Origin of the sequence: Sulfitobacter sp. 1A13679 (assembly GCF_043557115.1) — a bacterium.
Classification (GTDB): domain Bacteria; phylum Pseudomonadota; class Alphaproteobacteria; order Rhodobacterales; family Rhodobacteraceae; genus Sulfitobacter; species Sulfitobacter faviae.
In genome coordinates this window covers 91,056-107,490 of the sequence record NZ_JBIFFO010000001.1, presented here as the reverse complement: position 1 = coordinate 107,490, position 16,435 = coordinate 91,056, and the positions used below count along the sequence as shown (strand labels likewise).

Below are 16,435 nucleotides of genomic sequence, written 5' to 3'. Positions count from 1 at the left end.
GAAACACCCCTTTATAATATTGCTGTTGCGTGTAGATGATTCCGGCCAAGTGCCATATGAGGGGGGCACTGTCAAAGGCTTTGGCCTCTATCTAGGGACGTTGCTCCGGTAATGAAAGACCCTGTGCTGCCCGGCAACCCGCCGATTCCGCTGATCCTGCGCCGTTCGGCGCGCGCGCGGCGCATCTCGCTGCGCATCTCGCAATTGGACGGACGGGTGACCCTGACCATGCCGAAACGGCTGGCGGAGCGTGAGGCGCTGGCCTTTGCCGAAAGCAAGCAAGACTGGATTCGCCAACACCTCGCCGCGCGGGGCGAGGATGTGATCGTGGCCCCCGGGGCAGAGCTTCCGGTGGGCGGCAAGCTGCTGCGCGTCCGCGGCGGGCAGGGGAGGGGTGTGCGGATTGGCCCCGAAGAGATCCTTGTGCCCGGCCCAGAGGATAGCATCGGCAAACGTCTGGCCGCACACCTGCGCGAAGTGGCGCGCGACCGCCTCGCCGGGGCTTGTGACGACTATGCCGCGCTCCTGGGCAAGCCCTATGCCCGCATCACCCTGCGCGACACGCGCTCTCGCTGGGGGTCTTGTTCCAGCGACGGGGCGCTGATGTTCTCTTGGCGGCTGATCATGACCCCGCCCGAGGTGCTCGACTACGTCGCCGCCCATGAGGTCGCGCATCTGGCGCAGATGAACCACTCCCCAGCCTTCTGGGCCGAGGTCACGCGGATCTACGGCGATTATCAGGCGCCGCGCCAATGGCTGCGCGACCATGGCGGCGGGCTGCACCGCTATCGATTCTAGGCCAGCGTTGCGAAACGCGCCTTCAGCAGCGCTTCGGCATATTCATCCTCGGCCGTGCTGTCATGCACCACGCCGCCGCCCACGTTCAGCCGCAGCCGCCCCTCTGGGTGACAGGTCGCCGTGCGGATCGCCACATTGAACTGCATCGCACCCGTGGGGGCGATCCACCCCACCGCGCCGCAATAGGCATCGCGCGGGGCCGGCTCCAAGGCGCGCAGGATCTGCATCGCGCGGATCTTGGGGGCGCCGGTGATCGAGCCGCAGGGAAAAAGCGCGTGAAAAAGGTCGGTCAACCGCTTTCCCGGCAAGACCTGCGCCGTGATGCGCGAGGTCATCTGGTGCAGGGTCTCATAGGTCTCGATCTCGAACAGTTTCGGCACCTCGACACTGCCCACCTCGGCGATCCGGCTGATGTCGTTGCGCAAAAGGTCCACGATCATCAGGTTCTCGGCCATGTTCTTTTCCGAAGCCGCAAGGTCGGCGCACAGCTTCGCGTCCTCCGCAGCATCCCGCCCGCGCCGCGCCGTGCCCTTCATCGGACGGGCGGTGAGCTGTCCCTCGGCGGTGAGCGCAAAGAACAACTCCGGCGAGCGCGACAACAGCACAGGCCCGCCAAGATCGACGAAAGCCCCATGTGCCACGCTTTGCCGCTGGCGCAGCCGGGCATAAAGCGCCGCTGGCGTCCCGGTATATCGCCCCTCCATCCCAAAGGTCAGATTGGCCTGATAGATGTCCCCCGCGCTGATGAAATCCTGCACCTCTGCAAAGGCGGCCTGATACTGTGCAAAATCCCAATCCGGCGTGAGCGCCGACAGGCTGGCATCACCCGCATCTTCGGCAAAACCATAGGCCTCGGGCGCATCAAAGACGCCAAAACGCAGCAGGGGCAGCCCGCGCGCCGCAGGCATCAACGCACGCAGCTTGTGCGAGCCGAGATAGCCCAACTCATAACTCGCATAGCCCGCCAACCAGGCGCCGCTTTCCTGCGCCGCTTCAAGTGCTGCAAAGGCCGCAGGCACCTCAGCCGGGGTATCGGCACTGATGATCCGCCGCGGCGCGGTGAAGGCCGTGCCGTGCCCCAGCGGGCCAGTGTCGAAAAGAACGCAAGGGCCAGCCATGGCGCGCCTTAAAAGTCTGCAGGCACGCGCATATCGCGCAGGGGCCGCACGATATCGATGGATTCTTGGTAAATCGGATGCGCCTTATAGGCGGCCAGCGCCTCGGCATCCGGGAATTCGGCATAGACGACCACATCCACATCCCCCGACAGCGCATCGACACGGGTGTTTTCGCAGATCTCGAAAGTCGTCGAATGCGGAATATCGGCCAGTTTCCAAAGCCCCGCCACGATCGTCGGAATGTCCTTGGGGTCCTTGGCCGAGAAAAAGACCACATGACGGATGAAGTTTCGTTTGGTCACGGCGCGTCTCCTTAAGGCAGTTTGACCTCCGATAAATCGCCGCAAGGCTGGCGACAACGGGTGATCGCGTCTTGGCTGCAAAATGCCGCGCTTGACGGGTGGCTGGTTTGTGATCACAACCGCATCATGAACCTGACCCCGCGCCCTGTCGAGGCCACGCCGCTGGCCCATGATCGTGTCTACCGCCGCCTGCGCGCGCGGATTATGCATGGCGATCTGCCGCCCGGCCACGCCCTCACCCTGCGCGGCATAGGCAAGGAATATGAGGTCTCGATGACCCCGGCCCGCGAAGCGGTGCGGCGGCTGGCGGCAGAGGGGGCGCTGACCATGTCGACCTCCGGGCGCATCTCCACCCCCGAACTCAGCAACGAGCGGATCGAGGAATTGGCCGCCCTCCGCGCGCTCTTGGAGGTCGAGCTTGCCTCTCGCGCCCTGCCGCGCGCCCATATGGCGCTGATCGAGCGGATGCAGACGATCAACACCAATATTGCCGAGGCCGTGGCCCACCGCGATGCGGTCAGCTATATCCGCACCAATCTCGAATTTCATCGCACGCTCTACCTGCGCGCCCAAGCGCCCGCCATGCTCGCCATGGCAGAGACGGTCTGGCTGCAACTCGGCCCCACCATGCGCGCGCTCTATGGCCGCCTGCGCCGGACCGAGCCGCCGCATTTCCACCGTCTGATCATCGCGGCCCTGCGCGCGGGCGATGAGCCGGGGCTGCGGCTGGCGGTGCGTTCGGATGTGACCCAAGGGCTGCGCATGCTGGCCAGCTGATCCCGCCCATGGCTTGACAGTCAGGCAGCAGCGGCGCATCAAAGGCATATGGAAAAGACCGGTCTCACAACAGTCTATTACCCCCGCACCTGATCGGCGCGGCACCCATTCCCATATCCACAAGCCGCCACAGCGCGGCTCTGCTTGTCTCCCTGTGGTGATCACAGAAAGAGACGACATGCCCCCCATTCGACCCGCCGTGAAATCCGACCTGCCGATGGTGCTCGATCTGGCCCACGCATTGGCCGCTTACCAAGGCGACACCGCCACCGTGACACTTGCCGCGTTAGAGCGCGACTGTTTTGGTCCAACCCCTTGGGTCACCCTTCTGGTGGCCGAAGGCGCCACCGGCCTGCATGGCTATGCCGCGCTCTGCCCGCAGATGCAGTTGCAATTCGGCGCAAGAGGGATGGACCTGCACCACCTCTTCGTCTGCGACACGGCCCGCGGTCGCGGCATTGGCCGCGCACTGGTCAAGGCCGCGCTGGATCATGCCCAAAACCAAGGATGCAGCTATGTCACCGTGGGCACGGATACAAAAAACCGACGCGCGCAGGGTTTCTACCGCGCCGCCGGTTTCGATCAAATCACGCCTGATCCGCGTTTTCGGCGGTGGCTGGCTTAGGCCGCCAGCCCCTTCCGCCCCATCTCAAGGAACTTGGTCCGGCGCTCTTGAACCAGCATCTTGCCGTCCTTGCCATCAAGTTCCTTAAGCATCGCTTCGATCGACTTGCCCACCGCCTTGATCGACTCTTCGGCATGGCGGTGCGCCCCGCCCATCGGCTCGGGAATGATCTGGTCGATCACACCAAGTGTCTTGAGCTCTTCCGCCGTCAAACGCATCTGTTCGGCGGCCTCGCGCATCTTCTCGCTGTCTTTCCACAGGATCGACGCACAGCCTTCGGGCGTGATCACGGAATAGACCGAATGCTCCAACATCGCGACACGGTTCGCCGTGGCGAATGCCACCGCCCCGCCAGAGCCGCCTTCGCCCACGATCACGCTGACCAAAGGCACGCCGATTTGCAGACATTTCTCCGTCGAACGGGCAATCGCCTCGGACTGGCCGCGTTCTTCGGCACCCTTGCCGGGATAGGCGCCGGGCGTGTCGACGATGGTAACCACCGGCAGGTTGAACTTATCCGCCAGTTCCATCAACCGCACCGCCTTGCGGTAGCCCTCAGGCCGCGCCATGCCGAAATTGCGCTCAATCCGGCTCTTGGTGTCATTGCCCTTCTCATGGCCAATCACCACGACAGGCGTATCGTTGAATCGCGCCAAACCGCCCATGACGGCCAGATCATCGGCAAAGTTCCGATCCCCCGCCAAAGGCGTGAACTCGGTGAAAAGCGCCTCGATATAATCCTTGCAATGGGGCCGCTCCGGATGGCGCGCCACCTGACATTTCCGCCAAGGCGTCAAAGAGCCATAAAGGTCTTCGAGCATCCCGGCGGCTTTCTTATCCAGCGCGCGGGCCTCATCGGTGATGTCCATCTCTTCATTGGACCGGGCCAACGCCCGCAGCTCTTCCGCCTTGCCTTCGATCTCGGCCAGGGGTTTTTCGAAATCCAGATATTGGGTCATTGCATGCTCCGGCTTGTTGCCTGTGTATATGGAGCGCCGCGCGCGGGTTTGCAACGCGGGTTTGCAAGGCAGGCAAGCCCACGCCCCTCCCTCTTCATCCTTTTTCAAATACCCTCGGGGGTCCGGGGGCAGGGCCCCCGGCGGCTTGCCAAAAGCGCTCAGCCCCCGGAGATCATCTCGGAGTGGCGTACGATCACCTCCGCCTGTTTGATGCTGGCGATATCCACCAACCGCCCCTTATAGACGGTGGCCCCTTCGCCCTTGGCCTTGGCCTCTTCCATCGCCGCGAGGATCTCGCGCGCCTCGGCCACAGCCTCTTCCGACGGCGTGAACACCTCGTTGCTCAGCGCCACCTGCTTGGGGTGGATCGCCCATTTGCCGACCATGCCCAGCGTGGCCGAGCGGCGCGCCTGTGCGCGGAAACCCTCGTCGTCCGAGAAATCGCCGAAAGGCCCGTCGACGGGCAGCACACCATGCGTGCGGCAGGCGGCGACGATGGCGGCCTGCGCCCAGTGCCACGGGTCCGACCAATGCTTCTGCTCGCCGCGCTGCATATAGTAGTTCTCTTGCGTGCCGCCGATGCCGGTGGTCTGCATGCCCATGGAGGCGGCGAAATCGGCGGCCCCCAGCGACATCGCCTGCAAACGCGGAGAAGAGGCGGCGATCTCTTCCACATGGGCGATACCGGCAGCGGATTCGATGATGACCTCAAAGCTGATCTTCTTCTCGCGGCCCTTGGCGGTCTCAACCGCCGTTACCAGCGCGTCGACGGCATAGACATCCGCCGCGCAGCCCACCTTTGGGATCATGATCTGATCAAGCCGCGGCCCGGCCTGCTCCAGCAGCTCCACCACGTCACGATACCAATAGGGCGTGTCCAGCCCGTTGATCCGCACCGAAAGCGTCTTGTTGCCCCAGTCGATCTCGGAAATCGCCTTGATGATATTGGCGCGCGCGCTGTCCTTGTCCGAAGGTGCCACGCTGTCTTCAAGGTCGAGGTTGATCACATCGGCATCCGACGCTGCCATCTTTTCAAAGATCGCCGGGCGGGAGCCGGGGCCGAACAATTGGCAGCGGTTCGGGCGGGCAGGGGCGGCAGGCTGAATGCGAAAGCTCATGGGGCACCTATGGGTAATTTTGTTTCATCATGCGTCTTCATTCTGGTATGAAATTGCGCCGCCAATCGCAAGGAGGTTTTCGCAACCGCAGCATTTCGGTGATTTTCGCGGCCCAACGGGGCGGCGCACGAATTTTGCGCAGCCAGCGGTAATTCGCGGGAAATGCTGCGCATTTGCTTGCAGATGCGTCGACAACGCCACGCACTTGCGTATTCTCGCGCGCAATATGCGGACAAATTCAATGCCGGAGGCTTGCCATGATCAAAACCCCCTATCTGCTCTTTCTGGGCGACGCGCCTGACTCTCTGTCCGCCAAGGTCGCACAAGGCATCAAGGATTGGCGGCCCGACAACGCGGTCGGCCAGTTCCGCATGGAGGGCTGCAAGGCCGATCTCGGTCTGCAAGACATGACGCTGGCCGAAGCGCGTGAGGCGGGGGCCGAGACATTGGTCATCGGTGTCGCCAACCGTGGCGGTAAAATTAGCGCGGCATGGAAAGAGGTGCTGATTGAGGCGCTGAACATGGGCTTCGACATCGCTTCGGGCCTGCACAACCTGCTACGCAACGAAGCCGATCTGGTGGCGGCTGCCGAGGCGAACGGCACCACATTGCATGACGTGCGCGTGCCCAGCGTCGAATACCCGATCGCCGACGGCAAGAAACGCAGCGGCAAACGGGTTCTGGCCGTGGGCACCGATTGCTCGGTCGGGAAAATGTACACCGCCCTCGCGCTGGACGAGGCGATGCGCGAAAAGGGCATGAAAAGCACCTTCCGCGCCACCGGCCAGACCGGCATCCTGATCACCGGCGAAGGCGTGCCGCTTGATGCCGTGATCGCTGATTTCATGGCCGGGTCGGTGGAATATCTCACCCCCGCCAATGACGATGACCACTGGGACATCATCGAAGGGCAGGGCAGCCTGTTCCACGTCTCTTATTCCGGGGTGACCATGGCGCTGATCCACGGCGGCCAGCCCGATGCGCTGATCCTGTGCCATGAACCGACCCGGACCCATATGCGCGGCCTGCCGGAATACAGCCTGCCCAGCCTCGAAGCGGTGCGCGACATGGCGCTGACGCTGGCGCAGGTGCCGAACCCAGACTGCAAGGTCGTCGGTATCTCGGTCAATACCTACCACATGTCCGAGGCCGAGGCGGATGCCTATCTGGCCGAGGTTGAAGAGCGTCTTGGCCTGCCTGCGGTCGATCCCTTCCGCCAAGGGGCGGCGCGACTGGCTGATGCGCTGGCGGCGCTGTGACCATGCAGATCGACGTTACCGCAGATACGTTCAAACTGGCGCAGGTCTTTACCATCAGCCGCGGCTCGCGGACCGAAGCCAAGGTGCTGACCGTCCGCGTGACCGAAGGCGGCGTCACCGGCTGGGGCGAATGCGTGCCCTACGCGCGCTATGACGAGACCCTCGAATCGGTCACGGCTGAGATCAACGGCCTGCCGGGTGATATCACCCGCCAAGCGCTCTATGATCTGCTGCCTGCCGGGGCCGCACGCAACGCGGTCGACTGCGCGCTATGGGATCTAGAGGCCAAACGCGCAGGCAAGCGGGTGTGGGAATTGGCCGGGCTGACCGCGCCGGGGCCAGAGATCACGGCCTATACCCTTTCGCTGGACGAACCCGAGGCAATGCGCGCGCAGGCGGCGAAACACAGCTATCGGCCACTGCTGAAGATCAAGCTCGGCACGCCCGATGACATGCCGCGGCTCGAAGCGGTGCGCGCCGGGGCGCCCGATGCCACGATCATCATCGACGCCAATGAAGGCTGGTCGGCTGAGGTCTATGCCGACCTCGCCCCGCATCTGCTCCGTCTTGGGGTGGCGCTGGTCGAACAGCCTCTGCCCGCGGGCGAAGACGACGCGCTTTTGGGCATGGACCGCCCCGTGCCCGTCTGCGCGGATGAAAGCTGCCACGACCGCGCAAGCCTGCCGGGCCTCAAGGGCAAATACGACGTGGTGAACATCAAACTCGACAAGACCGGCGGGCTGACCGAGGCGCTGGCGCTGCGCGATGCGGCGCGGGCCGAGGGGTTCGAGGTCATGGTGGGCTGCATGGTCGGATCGTCGCTGGCCATGGCGCCCGCGACGCTGGTCGCCCAAGGCGCGAAGGTGGTGGACCTTGACGGCCCGCTGCTTCTGGCCGAAGACCGCGACAATGCTTTGAAATTCGACGGCGCGGGCGTGCATCCCCCCGCCGCAGCGCTCTGGGGGTGACCATGCGAACTGTCTATGTAAACGGCGAATATCTGCCCGAGGATGAGGCGAAGGTCTCGATCTTTGACCGGGGTTTCCTGATGGCCGATGGGGTCTATGAGGTGACCAGCGTGCTGGATGGCAAGCTCATCGCCTTTGACGGCCATGCCGAGCGTCTGACCCGCTCGATGAACGAGCTTGACATGCGCGCGCCCGCGACGACCGAAGAACTGCTGGAAATTCACCGCGAGTTGGTGCGTCTCAACGATATCAAAGACGGGTTGATCTATCTTCAGGTCACGCGCGGGTCGGATGGCGACCGCGATTTCGCCTTCCCCGACCCCGAGACCACCGCGCCCTCGCTGGTGCTGTTCACCCAATCCAAGCCGGGGTTGGCTGACAACCCCGCCGCCCGTGACGGCATCCGCGTGATCAGCATCGAAGACATCCGCTGGGGCCGCCGCGATATCAAAACGGTGCAGCTGCTCTACCCGTCGATGGGCAAGATGATGGCCAAGAAAGCCGGTGTCGAAGACGCGTGGATGGTCGAAGACGGTTTCGTGACCGAAGGCACGTCGAACAACGCTTATATCGTCAAGGACGGTAAGATCGTGACGCGCGAGACCTCGAACGACATTCTGCATGGCATCACCCGCAAGGCGGTGCTGGAACTGGCCCGCGAAGCGCAGATGCAGGTGGAAGAGCGGAACTTCACCATCGAAGAGGCGCAGCAGGCGGATGAGGCTTTTGTCACCTCGGCCAGCGCTTTCGTGACGCCGGTGGTTGAGATCGACGGGGCCAAGATCGGCAGCGGCACGCCGGGCAAGCTTGCGCCCCGTTTGCGTGAAATCTATCTCGAAGAGATGCGCAAAACCGCGATCTGAGTTTCAGAACCGCGATAAAACCAGCCCCGCCGCCACCAGCGCGGCGGCGGCGATGCGGGTGGGGGTGATGGCCTGCACCGACAGCCCCAAGAGCCCCGTGGCATCGATCACCAGCGCAGCGCTCAACTGGCCGAGGATCAGCGCCGAGATCACCGTCAACGCCCCCAGCGTCGGGATCGCCCAAAGCACCGACCAGACGTAGAAGGCCCCCAGCACCCCGCCCAGCAGCAAGACGGGTGAGGCCGAGGTCGCGCGGGGCAGGGCGCTCAACTCGCCGCGCAGCAGCAAGACCCCCAACAGGATCGCAAAGCCGACGCCAAAGGACACCGCCGCCGCAGCGACCCCGCTGCCGATGTTGCGCCCCAAGGCGGCGTTGATCGGGGTTTGCAGGGCCACGGCGGCCCCGGCGATGGCGACGGTGATAAGGGCAAGGATGGGGGTGTTCATGGCGGCTCCGCTCTGCTTGGCCCCAGCATGAGAGATGTCCCGCCGGGTGCAAGGGCTTTCGCAGCGAGCGCCCGCGCGGCTAGACTGGCGCAAAGAGGAGGCTGCGATGCGCAGAGAGATTGACCGGGCAGAAATGGAAGCCGCCGTGGGCCGTGAATTGGGCGTCTCGCCGTGGTTCGTGATGGATCAGGCGCGGATCGACGCCTTTGCTGATGTGACCGAGGACCATCAGTTCATCCATGTTGAACCGCTCCGCGCGGCCAAGACGGATTTCGGCGGCACCGTGGCGCATGGGATGCTCACCCTATCGATGATGTCGGGCATGGCTTACGGTGCGCTGCCGGTGGTGGCGGGAACGAAGGCATCGATCAACTACGGGTTCGACAGCGTGCGCTTCGTGGCACCTGTGCATTCCGGCAAGCGGATTCGGGGAAGGTTCACGCTGGCCGATGCGCAAAGGCGGGGGCGGGGTGACCTGATGACCCGCTTTGCCGCAACGGTAGAGATCGAAGGGGCCGCGCGGCCTGCGCTCAAGGCGGATTGGCTTGTGCTCTATCAGTTCTAGGCGAAGCCCTTGAGCACACTTTGCCGAGGCAAAGGCGGGCGCACAGGGATGCACGCCCGCTTTGTGGGTTCAGTCAAGCGGGTTGCTCAACCCTTTCCGACATTCTCTTCAAAGGCCGTTTTGAATGCCTCTTTCTGGCTGTCGTTCGCATCGGTCTGATAGTTGGCTTTCCATTCGTCCATCGTCATCCCGTAGAACAACTCGCGCGCCTCGTCCTTGCCCATCTCGATCCCGCGTTCGTTGGCGGCCTCTTGATACCAGCGCGACAGGCAGTTGCGGCAAAAGCCGGCGAGGTTCATCATGTCGATGTTCTGCACATCCGTCCGATCTTCCATCAGGTGTTTCTGCAACCGGCGAAAGGCGGCGGCTTGCAGTTCGATCTCTTGTTGGCTGGGCATGACAGCTTCCTTCTCATATCACTGGACGGGACCGCGACGGACCGTCATTCTGATGAAACCTTTGACAGGCACTCATGGGGGCGCTAGGCCACCGAACAGGCGATGTTATCGTTAACATTCGCTCTGGGGACATAGGACACGAAGGAACAGATATGAGACGTTTGCGCAATGTAAAGATCGTGGCCACGCTTGGGCCAGCCTCTGAAACCCGAGAGGTGATCGCGGCATTGCACAACGCCGGGGCGGATGTTTTCCGCCTGAACATGAGCCACGGAAGCCACGAAGAGATCCGGGAAAAACACCGGATCATCCGCGATATCGAGAAAGAGACCGGCGGCGCGATCGGCATTCTGGCGGACCTTCAGGGGCCGAAACTGCGGGTCGGCGTGTTCGAGGGCGACGGGCCAACCTTGGAAGAGGGGGCGTCTTTCCGGCTTGATCTTGACGAGAGGCCGGGCGATGCGACCCGCGTCTGCCTGCCCCATCCTGAGATTTTCGCAGCCCTTGAGCCGGGCGCGAGCCTGTTGGTCAATGATGGCAAGATCCGCCTCAAGGTGCGCGACTGCGGCCCGGATTTTGCCGATTGCGAAGTGGTGACGGGCGGTGTCATCTCAAACCGCAAGGGCGTGAACGTGCCCGACGTGCTGCTGCCGCTGGCCGCGCTTTCCGAGAAAGACCGCGCCGATCTGGAGTTCGTCTGTGAATTGGGGGTCGACTGGCTCGCCCTCAGCTTTGTCCAGCGGCCCGAGGATGTGACCGAGGCGCGCGATCTGGTCAGAGGCCGGGCGGCGGTGCTGTCGAAGATCGAGAAGCCCGCGGCGGTGGAGCGGTTCGAAGCGATCTTGGATGTCAGCGACGGCATCATGGTGGCGCGGGGCGATCTGGGCGTGGAGCTGCCGGTGCAGAATGTGCCGCCGATCCAGAAACGTCTGGTGCGCAAATGCCGCGCGGCGGCCAAGCCGGTGATCGTGGCGACACAGATGCTCGAATCGATGATCGAAAGCCCGATGCCGACGCGCGCAGAAGTCTCGGATGTGGCGACCGCGATTTACGAAGGCGCTGACGCCGTGATGCTGAGCGCCGAATCCGCCGCCGGGGATTACCCGCTGCAGGCCGTGGCGACGATGGATAACGTGGCCCAAGAGGTCGAAGCCGATGCGACCTATACGCAGATCATCGAATCCTCGCGCACGGCGGATCGCACCACCGTGGCTGATGGCATCGTCGCCGCCGCGCGTGAGATTGCCGAGACGACGGACATCAAGGCGATCTGCTGCTTTACCCAATCGGGCACCACCGCCCTGCTGACCGCCCGCGAGCGGCCCCGCGTGCCGATCATCGCCCTGTCGCCGCTGGTCAACACCGCGCGCCGTCTGGCGCTGAGCTGGGGCACGAATTGCATCATCACCGATGGGCATGACCGGTTTAAACTGGCGGTGCTGAGCGCCGCGCGGGCCGCCTTGTCAGAGGGGTATGCCGGGCCGGAGGATCATATCGTCGTCACCGCCGGTGTGCCCTTCAACGTGCCGGGCAGCACCAATATTCTGCGCGTCGCCCCCTGTGACGAACGTTTGATTTACGCCTCCGATCCAGAGTAGCCTTTCCTTGGATAGGGGGATGTTGCGTGGACTCTGACTTGGCAATGGTGGTGGGCATCGTTCTGGCGGTGCTGTCGATCCCCTCGATCCTGTCCGCGGTGACCGACCGTCGGTCGCCGCGCGCCTCGGCCATCACGATCTTGATCGCGGGCGGGCTGATCGTCTTTGCGCTGCGCGAAAACCCGGGGCGCTATTCCTTTGAGAACCTGCCGGAGGTCTTTGTCTCGGTCGCGGCGGACTTCTTGCCCTGAGGGGTCGTGCGAAACCTCTTGCATCCCTGACCGACCGCGCCTATACGGCGCATCTTAGCCTGCACGACCGGCCTCAAGTGGCATGCCGAGTCGTGTTTATACCGAACTCAAAAGACGGAGACGGAAATGCCCAAGATGAAGACGAAATCGAGCGCCAAGAAGCGCTTCAAGGTCTCGGCGACCGGCAAGGTCATCGCCAGCCAAGCCGGCAAACAGCACGGCATGATCAAGCGGACCAACAAGTTCATCCGTAACGCACGCGGCACGACAACCCTGTCGGAAGCCGATGCAAAGATCGTCAAGGGCTTCATGCCCTACGCCCGCTGATTAAGGAGAGCCGAGATGTCCCGAGTTAAAGGTGGTACAGTCACCCACGCGCGTCACAAGAAGATCATCAAAGCCGCAAAAGGCTACTATGGTCGGCGCAAGAACGTCTTCAAGGTCGCCACGCAGGCGGTCGACAAGGCCAACCAATATGCAACGCGTGACCGCAAGAACCGCAAGCGCAACTTCCGCGCGCTGTGGATCCAGCGGATCAACGCCGCCGTGCGCAGCCACGACGAGGCGCTGACATACAGCCGCTTCATCAACGGTCTGACGCTGGCTGGCATCGAAGTGGACCGCAAGGTTCTGGCCGATCTGGCCGTGCACGAGCCCGAAGCCTTCGGTGCGATCGTCGAGCAAGCGCAGGACGCGCTGGCGGCCTAAGCCGAGATTGCTTTGAATTTGCGAAAGCCCTGCCGGATGGCGGGGCTTTTTGCGTTTGGGGGATCTGCGTTTCGGGCCGCCGTGCGGGCCTTGCCACAATCTTGCCCCGATAATCCCTTGCCACGGCCTTGCCTGCTCCTCACCCCCCATGGACAATCTGCCCCAACGACAGGTCACTGTGCAGCCTATCTGCACCGGTGCCGCAGCAATTGGCGCTGTTTGTCGGCAAGTTATTTATAAAAGGTGGGGACGTTTATGCCCGGGATTGTAATCAATAGGTTGGACGAAGACCCGCATGAGACGGTCTATGGTATTCGCGACGATACCAGTTCGCGCGGCGTCGATCTTGAGGGCGCGCGTATCACGCTGACCTATGCCGATGGCTCGGTCGAGACGCTGACGTGGCACGCAACGGATCCCTATACGAATGGCGCGGCGGTGGGCGAGCATACGCAGATGTCCTTTGGCTATGACTGGCACCATCTGGAGACGACCAAACCGCTCGCCACGATGGAGATCGACCTTCAGCCCGCCAGTTCCGTTTTCGACACCACCACCACGGCGGACGACGATCCAAACGGCGGCTCGACCCCCACCTCGCTTGAGGGGTTTCCCTTCCGTGTGGAGTCCGGTTCGCGGGATTTGGCCGGTGATCTTGAGGTGACCTATTCCGGCATCGTCAATCTGGCGGGCAGCCCGGCTGCGGGGGATCTTTTCACAACCATGACCGTCGATTTCTCAGACCTGCCCGAGGGCGGGTTATTGGGAAATTTGGCGTGGAAATCCGACATCGACACGATGCGCGAAGAGGGCGATCTGGTCTCGACCGGGGTGGCCTGTTTCGCGCGCGGCACGCTGATCACCACCGAGGCGGGCGATCTTCCGGTCGAGGCTTTGGCCCCCGGCGTGCGCGTGCTGACCCAAGGCCACGGCTATCAGGAGCTTGTCGCGGCGCTGCGCCGTTCGGTCGGGGCGGGGGAGTTGGCGAAGAACCCCAAGCTTTACCCCATCCGTATCAGTGCCGGAGCCTTGGGCGCGGGGCTGCCCAAGCGTGACCTCATGGTCTCAAGACAGCATCGCATGGTCGCGCGTTCAGGCATCGTCAAGCGGATCTGCGGCGCGATGGCCGTGCTCGTCGCCGCGATCCGGTTGACCGAACTGCCGGGGGTGCATGTGGATGAGGGCGTCTCACAAGTGGAGTATTTCCACTTGGTCTTTGAGAAACACCAGATCGTTCATGCCGAGGGCGCGCCGAGCGAGAGCTTTTTGCTGAATGCCGACACCGTAAAAACCCTCGGTCAGGCGCAGCGTGAGGAGTTCGCGACGCTCTTCCCCGCCTTGGTTGAGGGCGACGGCTTCGGCACCCCCGCGCATCAGATCCCAGCGGGGCCCGTGCAAAAGCGGTTGATTGCAAAGCACAAGAAAAACGGCCGCGCTCTGCTATCGGTTTAGGGTGTCGGGGTCATAGGGATTGTGGCTGGCGGCGGTCAGGTTGATTCCATCCTGTGCTGCGCGATGCGCAATCGCCTCTTCGCTGCGGTTCAGTTGTACAGCGATCACGCTGGTCGCCGTGCCCTCTGCCGCAAGGATGCGAAGCTGTGCAAGGTCTTCGGCGCTCCATGGGGCGCCGGTGCTGCGGTCATAATCTGCCATGTCGGAGGCTCCTTTCACGAGCAAAACACGGCGCGGCCAGCGGCGGTTCCTCCCATGGGGGAAAGGGGGCGCGGACTTGCGCCCCCACCTGCCGTCACTTCAAGAGCGCCAGCATCTCTTTCGCCGCTTCCTCGGACGAGGCTGGGTTCTGGCCGGTGACCAGCTTGCCGTCGACCAGCACATAGGACGCCCAATCGTCGCCCTTGCTGTAGTCGCCGCCGTTTTCCTTCAGCATGTCTTCGACCAAGAAAGGCACCACATCGGTCAGGCCAACACCCTCTTCCTCGGTATTGGTGAAACCGGTGACGCGCTTGCCCGAGACCAGCGGCTTGCCGTCGGCTTGGGTGTCCTTGAACACGGCAGGCGCGTGGCAGACGGCGCCAACGGGGCGGCCCGTGGACCAGAAGGTTTCGATCAGGCGTTTGCTGTCGGCGTCATTCGCGAGATCCCACAGCGGGCCGTGGCCGCCGGGGTAGAAGATCGCGTCGAAACCATCCGCGTCAACATCGCCGAGCACTTTGGTCGAGGCCAGCGCCTGCTGCGCGGCGTCATCGTCTTTGAACCGGCGGGTGGCATCGGTCTGCGCGTCTTCGCTGTCGCTATTGGGGTCGAGCGGCGGCTGCCCGCCTTTGGGCGAGGCGAGGGTCACATCCGCGCCCGCGTCTTTGAAAACGTAGTAGGGGGCGGCGAATTCTTCGAGCCAGAAGCCGGTCTTGTTGCCGGTGTCGCCCAATTCGTCATGCGATGTCAGAACCATCAGAATTTTCATCAGTCTCTCCTTTCGGGGGAGGTTGGGCGCGCCGTATGTGGAGAGCGCGCCGAGGGGATGCGGCCTAACGCTTTGCAGAGGTGGTGGTTCCCCCTAGGCGCCACAACCCCTACGGCTTGCATTCGAGGGGCGAGAGGGCTAGCAGGACGGGGTATTATTCCAAGGGCCTGTCATGGACGATCTGAAGCAAAAGTACCTGAGCCAAATCGCCGATGCTGGCGACGAATCCGCGCTGGAAGACATCCGGCTGGCCGCCGTGGGCAAAAAGGGCGAAGTCGCGCTGAAAATGCGCGAGCTGGGCAAGATGACCCCCGAGGAGCGTCAGGTCGCGGGCCCCGCGCTGAACGCGCTGAAAGATGAGATCAACTCGGCGCTCTCGGCCAAGAAGGCGGCCCTTGCCGATGCCGCGCTGGACGAGCGTCTGCGCAGCGAATGGCTCGACGTGACCCTGCCCACGCGGCACCAGCGTCGGGGCAGCATCCATCCGGTCAGCCAAGTGACCGAAGAACTGACCGCGATCTTTGCCGAGATGGGCTTTTCCGTCGCCGAAGGCCCGCGCATCGACACCGATTGGTACAACTTCGACGCGCTGAACATCCCCGGCCACCACCCCGCGCGGGCCGAGATGGACACCTTCTATATGGCGCGTGCCGAGGGTGACGAGCGCGCGCCCCATGTGCTGCGTACCCATACCTCGCCCGTGCAGATCCGCACGATGGAGGCCGAAGGCGCGCCGCTGCGCATCATCTGCCCCGGCGGCGTCTACCGCGCCGATTACGACCAGACCCACACGCCGATGTTCCATCAGGTCGAAGGTCTCGCGATCGACAAGGATATCTCGATGGCGAACCTCAAGTGGACGCTTGAGGAATTCTTTGCCGCCTTCTTCGAAATCGACGGCATCAAGACCCGCTTCCGCGCCTCACACTTTCCGTTCACCGAGCCTTCGGCCGAGGTCGACATCCAGTGTTCTTGGGTCGACGGACAGCTGCGCATCGGCGAGGGTGACGGTTGGTTGGAAGTGTTGGGCTCCGGCATGGTGCACCCCAAGGTGCTGCAGGCGGGCGGGATCGATCCGAACGAGTGGCAGGGCTTTGCCTTTGGCATGGGGATCGACCGGATCGCGATGCTGAAATACGGTATTCCGGATCTGCGGGCGTTCTTTGATTCAGACCTGCGCTGGCTGCGGCACTACGGGTTCGCGAGCTTGGATCAGCCGAATTTGCATGGTGGGTTGTCGCGCTAAACTGCGCATGGAG

The 16,435-nt window shown here is 63.3% G+C and carries 21 protein-coding genes; 13 read left to right on the top strand and 8 right to left on the bottom strand.

The annotated features are described in order from the left end of the window. Nucleotides 1–111: 111 nt before the first annotated feature. On the top strand, nt 112–798 hold the full coding sequence (locus tag ACGYLA_RS00605) for a SprT family zinc-dependent metalloprotease (protein WP_322328853.1): 687 nt from the start codon (nt 112–114) through the stop codon (nt 796–798). Here ACGYLA_RS00605 and ACGYLA_RS00600 read toward each other — a convergent pair. Both ACGYLA_RS00600 and ACGYLA_RS00595 read right to left on the bottom strand, forming a co-directional pair. Next, nucleotides 795–1,916: an aminodeoxychorismate synthase component I gene (locus ACGYLA_RS00600; protein ID WP_394429479.1), complete on the bottom strand. Its 1,122-nt coding sequence runs from the start codon at nt 1,914–1,916 to the stop codon at nt 795–797. The two genes, ACGYLA_RS00605 and ACGYLA_RS00600, sit on opposite strands and share 4 nt — an antisense overlap. Before the next feature lie 8 nt (nt 1,917–1,924). Continuing rightward, nucleotides 1,925–2,218, bottom strand: a complete 294-nt coding sequence (locus ACGYLA_RS00595) for a Dabb family protein (protein WP_007118141.1) — start codon at nt 2,216–2,218, stop codon at nt 1,925–1,927. Between the two features lie 126 nt (nt 2,219–2,344). Here ACGYLA_RS00595 and ACGYLA_RS00590 point away from each other — a divergent pair, with 126 nt between their 5' ends. Continuing rightward, nucleotides 2,345–2,995, top strand: coding sequence for a GntR family transcriptional regulator (locus ACGYLA_RS00590; RefSeq protein ID WP_067264652.1), 651 nt, complete (start codon nt 2,345–2,347; stop codon nt 2,993–2,995). A 178-nt stretch (nt 2,996–3,173) separates the two neighbouring features. Then, on the top strand, nt 3,174–3,620 hold the full coding sequence (locus ACGYLA_RS00585) for a GNAT family N-acetyltransferase (protein ID WP_394429477.1): 447 nt from the start codon (nt 3,174–3,176) through the stop codon (nt 3,618–3,620). Here the strand turns inward: ACGYLA_RS00585 and ACGYLA_RS00580 are convergent. Further along, nucleotides 3,617–4,579 (bottom strand): acetyl-CoA carboxylase carboxyltransferase subunit alpha, encoded by a 963-nt coding sequence (locus ACGYLA_RS00580; RefSeq protein ID WP_394429475.1) that lies wholly within the window; start codon nt 4,577–4,579, stop codon nt 3,617–3,619. The genes ACGYLA_RS00585 and ACGYLA_RS00580 overlap by 4 nt on opposite strands. A 158-nt stretch (nt 4,580–4,737) precedes the next feature. Beyond that, nucleotides 4,738–5,697, bottom strand: coding sequence for an L-malyl-CoA/beta-methylmalyl-CoA lyase (locus ACGYLA_RS00575; RefSeq protein ID WP_394429473.1), 960 nt, complete (start codon nt 5,695–5,697; stop codon nt 4,738–4,740). A 257-nt stretch (nt 5,698–5,954) separates the two neighbouring features. Here ACGYLA_RS00575 and dgcN point away from each other — a divergent pair, with 257 nt between their 5' ends. From dgcN to ACGYLA_RS00560, 3 genes are read left to right on the top strand one after another with little or no spacing between them, the layout of a single operon-like run. After that, nucleotides 5,955–6,956 carry an N-acetyltransferase DgcN gene (gene dgcN / locus ACGYLA_RS00570; protein WP_067264538.1) on the top strand — a complete coding sequence of 334 codons (1,002 nt, stop codon included), beginning with the start codon at nt 5,955–5,957 and terminating at the stop codon, nt 6,954–6,956. Between the two features lie 2 nt (nt 6,957–6,958). Continuing rightward, on the top strand, nt 6,959–7,924 hold the full coding sequence (dgcA, locus tag ACGYLA_RS00565; protein WP_394429471.1) for an N-acetyl-D-Glu racemase DgcA: 966 nt from the start codon (nt 6,959–6,961) through the stop codon (nt 7,922–7,924). A gap of 2 nt (nt 7,925–7,926) precedes the next feature. Continuing rightward, a complete protein-coding gene (locus tag ACGYLA_RS00560; RefSeq protein ID WP_394429469.1) occupies nt 7,927–8,787 on the top strand; it encodes a D-amino-acid transaminase in 861 nt (286 codons plus the stop codon). A gap of 3 nt (nt 8,788–8,790) precedes the next feature. Here ACGYLA_RS00560 and ACGYLA_RS00555 read toward each other — a convergent pair whose 3' ends face one another. Beyond that, nucleotides 8,791–9,234, bottom strand: a complete 444-nt coding sequence (locus ACGYLA_RS00555; RefSeq protein ID WP_067264528.1) for a DMT family transporter — start codon at nt 9,232–9,234, stop codon at nt 8,791–8,793. A gap of 106 nt (nt 9,235–9,340) precedes the next feature. Here ACGYLA_RS00555 and ACGYLA_RS00550 point away from each other — a divergent pair, with 106 nt between their 5' ends. Beyond that, the gene (locus ACGYLA_RS00550; RefSeq protein WP_394429466.1) at nt 9,341–9,799 is read left to right on the top strand and encodes a MaoC family dehydratase; all 459 of its coding nucleotides are present in this window, start codon (nt 9,341–9,343) and stop codon (nt 9,797–9,799) included. Between the two features lie 86 nt (nt 9,800–9,885). Here ACGYLA_RS00550 and ACGYLA_RS00545 read toward each other — a convergent pair whose 3' ends face one another. Then, the gene (locus tag ACGYLA_RS00545) at nt 9,886–10,197 is read right to left on the bottom strand and encodes a DUF1244 domain-containing protein (RefSeq protein WP_067264526.1); all 312 of its coding nucleotides are present in this window, start codon (nt 10,195–10,197) and stop codon (nt 9,886–9,888) included. A gap of 152 nt (nt 10,198–10,349) precedes the next feature. On the opposite strand from ACGYLA_RS00545, the gene pyk reads away from it, so the two are divergent. From pyk to ACGYLA_RS00520, 5 genes are all read left to right on the top strand, one after another. Continuing rightward, nucleotides 10,350–11,795, top strand: a complete 1,446-nt coding sequence (gene pyk / locus ACGYLA_RS00540) for a pyruvate kinase (RefSeq protein ID WP_394429464.1) — start codon at nt 10,350–10,352, stop codon at nt 11,793–11,795. 26 nt (nt 11,796–11,821) lie between these two features. After that, nucleotides 11,822–12,046 carry a hypothetical protein gene (locus ACGYLA_RS00535; protein WP_067264509.1) on the top strand — a complete coding sequence of 75 codons (225 nt, stop codon included), beginning with the start codon at nt 11,822–11,824 and terminating at the stop codon, nt 12,044–12,046. 126 nt (nt 12,047–12,172) lie between these two features. After that, nucleotides 12,173–12,373: a 50S ribosomal protein L35 gene (gene rpmI / locus ACGYLA_RS00530; RefSeq protein WP_067264506.1), complete on the top strand. Its 201-nt coding sequence runs from the start codon at nt 12,173–12,175 to the stop codon at nt 12,371–12,373. 15 nt (nt 12,374–12,388) lie between these two features. Further along, on the top strand, nt 12,389–12,754 hold the full coding sequence (gene rplT / locus ACGYLA_RS00525) for a 50S ribosomal protein L20 (RefSeq protein WP_394429462.1): 366 nt from the start codon (nt 12,389–12,391) through the stop codon (nt 12,752–12,754). 255 nt (nt 12,755–13,009) lie between these two features. Further along, nucleotides 13,010–14,206 carry a Hint domain-containing protein gene (locus ACGYLA_RS00520; RefSeq protein ID WP_394429460.1) on the top strand — a complete coding sequence of 399 codons (1,197 nt, stop codon included), beginning with the start codon at nt 13,010–13,012 and terminating at the stop codon, nt 14,204–14,206. On the opposite strand, the gene ACGYLA_RS00515 is transcribed toward ACGYLA_RS00520, so the two are convergent. Both ACGYLA_RS00515 and ACGYLA_RS00510 read right to left on the bottom strand, forming a co-directional pair. After that, complete coding sequence (locus tag ACGYLA_RS00515; RefSeq protein ID WP_394429458.1) at nt 14,195–14,407, bottom strand: hypothetical protein; 213 nt, start codon at nt 14,405–14,407, stop codon at nt 14,195–14,197. The genes ACGYLA_RS00520 and ACGYLA_RS00515 overlap by 12 nt on opposite strands. Before the next feature lie 94 nt (nt 14,408–14,501). After that, nucleotides 14,502–15,176 (bottom strand): type 1 glutamine amidotransferase domain-containing protein, encoded by a 675-nt coding sequence (locus tag ACGYLA_RS00510; protein ID WP_394429456.1) that lies wholly within the window; start codon nt 15,174–15,176, stop codon nt 14,502–14,504. Nucleotides 15,177–15,348: 172 nt separating this feature from the next. Here ACGYLA_RS00510 and pheS point away from each other — a divergent pair, with 172 nt between their 5' ends. Beyond that, the gene (gene pheS / locus ACGYLA_RS00505) at nt 15,349–16,422 is read left to right on the top strand and encodes a phenylalanine--tRNA ligase subunit alpha (RefSeq protein ID WP_394429453.1); all 1,074 of its coding nucleotides are present in this window, start codon (nt 15,349–15,351) and stop codon (nt 16,420–16,422) included. Nucleotides 16,423–16,435: the final 13 nt, after the last annotated feature.